The following is a 4,583-nucleotide window of genomic DNA, read 5'->3' as shown; positions in this document are numbered from 1 at the left end:
GCACGCCGCCCCCGCCCTACGCCGCCCCGCAGCAGCCCCCGGCCCAGCCCGACCGGCAGGCGGCCCCGGCCCCGGCCGGGTCGCTGTACACCTCGCCGATCCCCGTGCGCCGCGCGCACCTGGGCGACGCGCTCGCCTCGGAGTGGACGAAGATCCGCTCCGTGCGCTCCACGATGTGGACGCTGGGCGTGATGGTCGTGCTGATGATCGGCCTCGGTCTGGGTTCGGCGGCGGTCGTCGCCGCGTCCGACGCCCCGACCGGCGACGACGACGTGCTCAGCCTCGGCTTCTTCGGCGTCCTGCTCAGCACGATCTGCGTGATCACGCTGGGCGTCCTGACCATCGCGTCGGAGTACGGCACCGGCATGATCCGCACGACGATGACGGCCTGCTCCAGCCGCAGCCGGGTGCTCACCGCCAAGGCGATCGTCTTCTTCGGCCTCGTGTTCGTACTGACCACGGTCCTCGCGGCGCTGGTCGGCGCGCTCCAGGTGGGCATCGTCGGCGCGCAGTCGCCGGGCGGGGCGACCTGGTTCAAGGCGACGGTCGGCGTCGGCCTGTTCGTCGCGCTGCTCGGGCTGCTCGGGCTCGCCATGGGCACACTGGTGCGGCACTCGGCCGGCGCGATCACCATCATGATCGGCGTCGTGCTGCTGCCGCTGGTCCTGGCGATCTTCATGTTCTCCGAGTCGCTCAAGGACGTACAGCAGGCGCTGCTGGAGTACTCGGTCCCCAGCCAGCTCATCGTGCTCTACGGCGACTCGGTGTCGGGCGACTCCGGCCCGACCGGCTGGACGCCGCTGTGGATCATGCTGGTGGTCACGGGCGTGGCGCTCGGCGGTGCGTACGCGTCCCTCAACAACCGCGACGTATAGGGGCTCCAGCCGCGACGTACGGGGGCTTCGCGCGCCTCAGTACCGCGGTGCGTTCCGGGACCGCTGCACCTTCGTGGTGCGGCGGTCCTTCGCGTTCCAGCAGGCCTTGTGCCAGTGCCGCCGGTCGTCCACTCCCCCGTACTGCGGCCAGGCCACGACGTGTGCGACTCCGGAGGCGATCTCCTGGTCGCAGCCGGGGCAGCGGTACGTCTTGCCGGCCGCGCTCGCGCCCGCCACGTGGCGCACGCTCCACTCCTCGCCCTGCCAGCTCTCGGTGGACTGGAACCCGCCGTAGCGCCGCCCTTCGTCCTCGCTGCTGCCAAAGGACGATCCGCCGGCGTTCGGGCGGTTGCGACGCGGGGACACGGCTCACCTCACGGGGTGTGTGTACGGGGTTGGGGCTCGCGTCCAGCGTAGCGGGACGGCACCCGGGTACTCGCCCGGACCGCACCCGCGTACAACCGTCGGGGTTTTCCGGAAAATCTGCCAATCTTCCTGCCGAGCCGTGTCCTTGGCACTTGCCAACCGTTAATGCCTGTCAGGGGGAGTGCCCGCGTCGGTGCCAAGGAGGCAGGAGTGCGATGCGCGTAGGAACGTTTGTACTGGCGGCCCAGTTCCCGGGACAGGGCCAGGGGGAGGCGCTGCACCGGGCGGTGCGGTCGGCCGAGGTCGCCGAGGAGGCGGGCCTGGATGCGGTGTGGCTCGCCGAGCACCACTTCGTGCCGTACGGCACGTGCCCGTCGGCCGTCACCCTGGCCGCGCTGCTGCTCGGCCGCACCCGCACCCTGCGGGTCGGCACCGCGGTGAGCGTGCTGCCGACGGCGCACCCGGTGGCGCTCGGCGAGCAGGCGGCGCTGCTGCACCTGACCTCGGGCGGCCGGTTCTCGCTCGGCGTCGGCCGCGGCGGTCCCTGGGTGGACCTGGAGGTCTTCGGCGCGGGCCTGGAGGCGTACGAGCAGGGCTTCCCCGAATCACTCGACCTGCTGCTCCGCTGGCTGGGCGGTTCCCACGTGGCGGGCGAGGGCGAGCGCTTCGCCTTCCGGGAGGTACCGGTCGTGCCGCGCCCCGCGGAGGCGCTCGACGGGACGGACCCGGCCGGGCCCGAGGTCGTCGTCGCCTGTACGTCGCCGAACAGCGTGCGGCTCGCCGCGGCGCGGGGTCTGCCGATGCTCCTCGGGATGCACGTCGGCGACGAGGAGAAGGCCGAGATGGTCGCCCTGTGGCGGCGCTGCGCGCGCGAGGCCGGGCTGCCCGCCGAGGAGATACTCGCGGCGCCGCACGTCTCGGCCGGTGTCGCCCAGATCGGTGACGACGGCGCGGAGGCCTCCGAGACGCTCCTGAAGGCGATGCCGGGCTGGCTGAAGCAGGGCCTGGACGCCCATGTGACGGTCGACGGGCGGACCAGGGCGATGCGGGACCCGCACGCGTACACGGAGCTGCTGTGCGGCATCCACCCGGTGGGTACGCCCCAGACCTGTGCCGACCGGCTCGCCGCCACGTCCGAGCGGACCGGCATCACGCGCTTCGCGCTCCTGGTCGAGGGCTCCGGCGACCTCGCGACCACCGAGGAGAACGTGCGCCGGCTCGGTGCCGAGGTCCTGCCCCAACTCGGCTGATACCGGCGGGCCTTGACCCACGATGTCTGCCGTCCCGTGCAGATGCACCTCCCGCGCACGGGACGGCAGACATGTCGAAACACAGCGTCAGCCGTCAGCAGTCACGCAGTTCCGGCGACTGGTTGAGCAGCTGATTGCGGGCCGAGGTGAAGCGGGCAAGCGTGCCGTCCACCGCCGGGTCCTGCGGGAACACCGCGACCCGGTGGCAGTTCTGGAACGCGAGCCGCACACCGAAGTGCCGCTGCAGTGCGCCACGTATCGCGTCACTCGCGAGCGCACGCAGCAACTGCCCACGTGCCTGCTCGTCCGGCGGCGGCGTCTGGTTGTCGGCGAACTCTCCGCCGTCGACCTTCAACTGGGCCACCAGGGAGCTGATCATCTCCCACGCATAGGGCAGGGAGGTCCGGACGCAGTCGACGAATTCCGCTTCGTCAACCTCGCCTCGCTCGGCCTGTTCCAACAGTGCCGGTGAGACGTCGAGCGACATGGGTACTCCTCTCGCACCCCCACGGAGCGGGGGTTGACGGACAGGCCAGGAGCCCACGGGCGCACCGCCCTTGAACACGCAGCGTGCACGCGCCGCGACCTCCTGCTTCTACGGTAAGCACCCGGAGGGGACGGCAACAGGGCGTAGCGCGCACGGTTCGCACACAACCGGCCAATAACGAACGGGTGAGTTCTGGGGCGAATCGCGTGGACCAGGGGGCGTCGAGTAGCGTTGCCGACCATGCGTCTCGTCATCGCCCGGTGCTCCGTGGATTACGCGGGCAGGCTCACCGCCCATCTCCCGTCGGCCCCCCGTCTGATCCTCGTCAAGGCGGACGGCAGTGTCTCCATCCACGCGGACGACCGGGCCTACAAGCCCCTCAACTGGATGTCGCCGCCCTGCACCTTGAAGGAGGGCACGGGCGACGACTCAGGCACCTGGACCGTCATCAACAAAGCGGGCGAGAAACTGATCATCACGATGGAGGAGATCCTCCACGACTCCTCGCACGAACTGGGTGTCGACCCGGGTCTCATCAAGGACGGCGTGGAAGCACACCTTCAGGAGCTGCTCGCGGACCGCATCGAGACACTCGGCGAGGGCTACACGCTGATCCGCCGCGAGTACATGACGGCGATCGGCCCGGTCGACATCCTGTGCCGGGACGGCGAGGGCCGGACCGTCGCCGTGGAGATCAAGCGCCGCGGCGAGATCGACGGCGTCGAGCAACTGACGCGCTACCTCGAGCTGTTGAACCGCGACCCGCACCTCGCCCCGGTCCGCGGCATCTTCGCCGCGCAGGAGATCAAGCCGCAGGCCCGCGTCCTCGCGACGGACCGCGGCATCGGCTGCAGCGTCCTGGACTACGACGCGCTGCGCGGCATCGAGGACGACAAGCTCAAGTTGTTCTGACCTCCGGGGACATGCGGAAGGGGGCGCAGCAGGTGCTGCGCCCCCTTTTCGTGCGTCAGATCACGGGCGCGGCCGCGCTGCTTCCGCTCCCGGTCGGGGTGCCCGACGCGCTGTTGCTCACCGGGGCACTGCTGACCGGACTGCTCGCCGAGTCGGACGTCTCCGGTGACGTCGTCGGGTCGTCCGGCGACGTGGGAGGCGACGTGGGAGGCGTCGTCGGCGGCTTCGACGTCGGAGGCTTGCTGGTCGGCGGCTTGCTGGTCGGCGGTTTCGACGTCGGGGGCTTGCTGGTCGGCGGCTTCGACGTCGGCGACTTGCCGGGCGACTTCGTCGGGTCGTCCGGCGTCCCGGAACCGCTCGGGTCGTCCGACGGCCCGCTGCTGCCGCCCGCCGGCGTGGACGGGTCGTCCGACGTGCCCGGGATGCCGTCCTTGCCGGGGTCGGTGGGAGCGCCGCCCGCGTCGTCGGAGCCACCGGCGCCGCCCTGGTCCGCCTTGTCGGCGCCCAGACCGCCGCCGTTCTCCCCCGCCGACGCCGACGGGTTCGTGCCCACCTTGTCGGACGGCGGTTCGTTGTCCGACGTGGCGCCGAGCGTCACGACCGTGCCCAGCACCGCCGCGAGCAGCGCGCCCGCGCCGGCCGCGACGAGGTTGCGCCGGGTGCCGCTGACGATCGACTTGCGCGTGGGCGCCT

General features: G+C 71.5%; 5 protein-coding genes and 1 pseudogene. 3 read left to right on the top strand and 3 right to left on the bottom strand.

What is annotated here, in order from left to right; translation table 11 throughout:
* Positions 1-83: 83 nt before the first annotated feature.
* Positions 84-875 (top strand): ABC transporter permease, encoded by a 792-nt coding sequence (locus G3I40_RS06225; RefSeq protein ID WP_164301156.1) that lies wholly within the window; start codon positions 84-86, stop codon positions 873-875.
* Between the two features lie 36 nt (positions 876-911).
* Here the strand turns inward: G3I40_RS06225 and G3I40_RS06220 are convergent, their stop codons facing one another.
* Entirely contained in the window at positions 912-1,241 is a 330-nt protein-coding gene (locus G3I40_RS06220) for an ATP/GTP-binding protein (protein ID WP_164301155.1), read from the bottom strand.
* A gap of 215 nt (positions 1,242-1,456) precedes the next feature.
* Between G3I40_RS06220 and G3I40_RS06215 the strand changes: the two genes are divergently transcribed.
* On the top strand, positions 1,457-2,491 hold the full coding sequence (locus G3I40_RS06215) for an LLM class flavin-dependent oxidoreductase (protein ID WP_164301154.1): 1,035 nt from the start codon (positions 1,457-1,459) through the stop codon (positions 2,489-2,491).
* A 94-nt stretch (positions 2,492-2,585) separates the two neighbouring features.
* On the opposite strand, the gene G3I40_RS06210 is transcribed toward G3I40_RS06215, so the two are convergent.
* Entirely contained in the window at positions 2,586-2,978 is a 393-nt protein-coding gene (locus tag G3I40_RS06210) for an SCO5389 family protein (protein WP_164301153.1), read from the bottom strand.
* A 240-nt stretch (positions 2,979-3,218) separates the two neighbouring features.
* Here G3I40_RS06210 and nucS point away from each other — a divergent pair, with 240 nt between their 5' ends.
* The gene (gene nucS, locus G3I40_RS06205) at positions 3,219-3,890 is read left to right on the top strand and encodes an endonuclease NucS (RefSeq protein WP_164301152.1); all 672 of its coding nucleotides are present in this window, start codon (positions 3,219-3,221) and stop codon (positions 3,888-3,890) included.
* A gap of 55 nt (positions 3,891-3,945) precedes the next feature.
* Here nucS and G3I40_RS06200 read toward each other — a convergent pair.
* Positions 3,946-4,583 (bottom strand): annotated as a pseudogene (locus G3I40_RS06200) (ATP-binding protein); the annotation flags it as partial.

It is taken from the genome of Streptomyces sp. SID14478 (genome assembly GCF_010548525.1).
Lineage (GTDB): Bacteria > Actinomycetota > Actinomycetes > Streptomycetales > Streptomycetaceae > Streptomyces.
Note: the sequence above shows the minus strand (reverse complement) of the source record. Positions and strands in the feature narration are given on the sequence as shown.

Bases quoted from the DNA above. Each gene is read 5' to 3' on its own strand.
- nucS (WP_164301152.1), top strand. From the start codon at position 3,219: ATGCGTCTCGTCATCGCCCGGTGCTCCGTGGATTACGCGGGCAGGCTC.
- G3I40_RS06215 (WP_164301154.1), top strand. From the start codon at position 1,457: ATGCGCGTAGGAACGTTTGTACTGGCGGCCCAGTTCCCGGGACAGGGC.
- G3I40_RS06210 (WP_164301153.1), bottom strand. From the start codon at position 2,978: ATGTCGCTCGACGTCTCACCGGCACTGTTGGAACAGGCCGAGCGAGGC.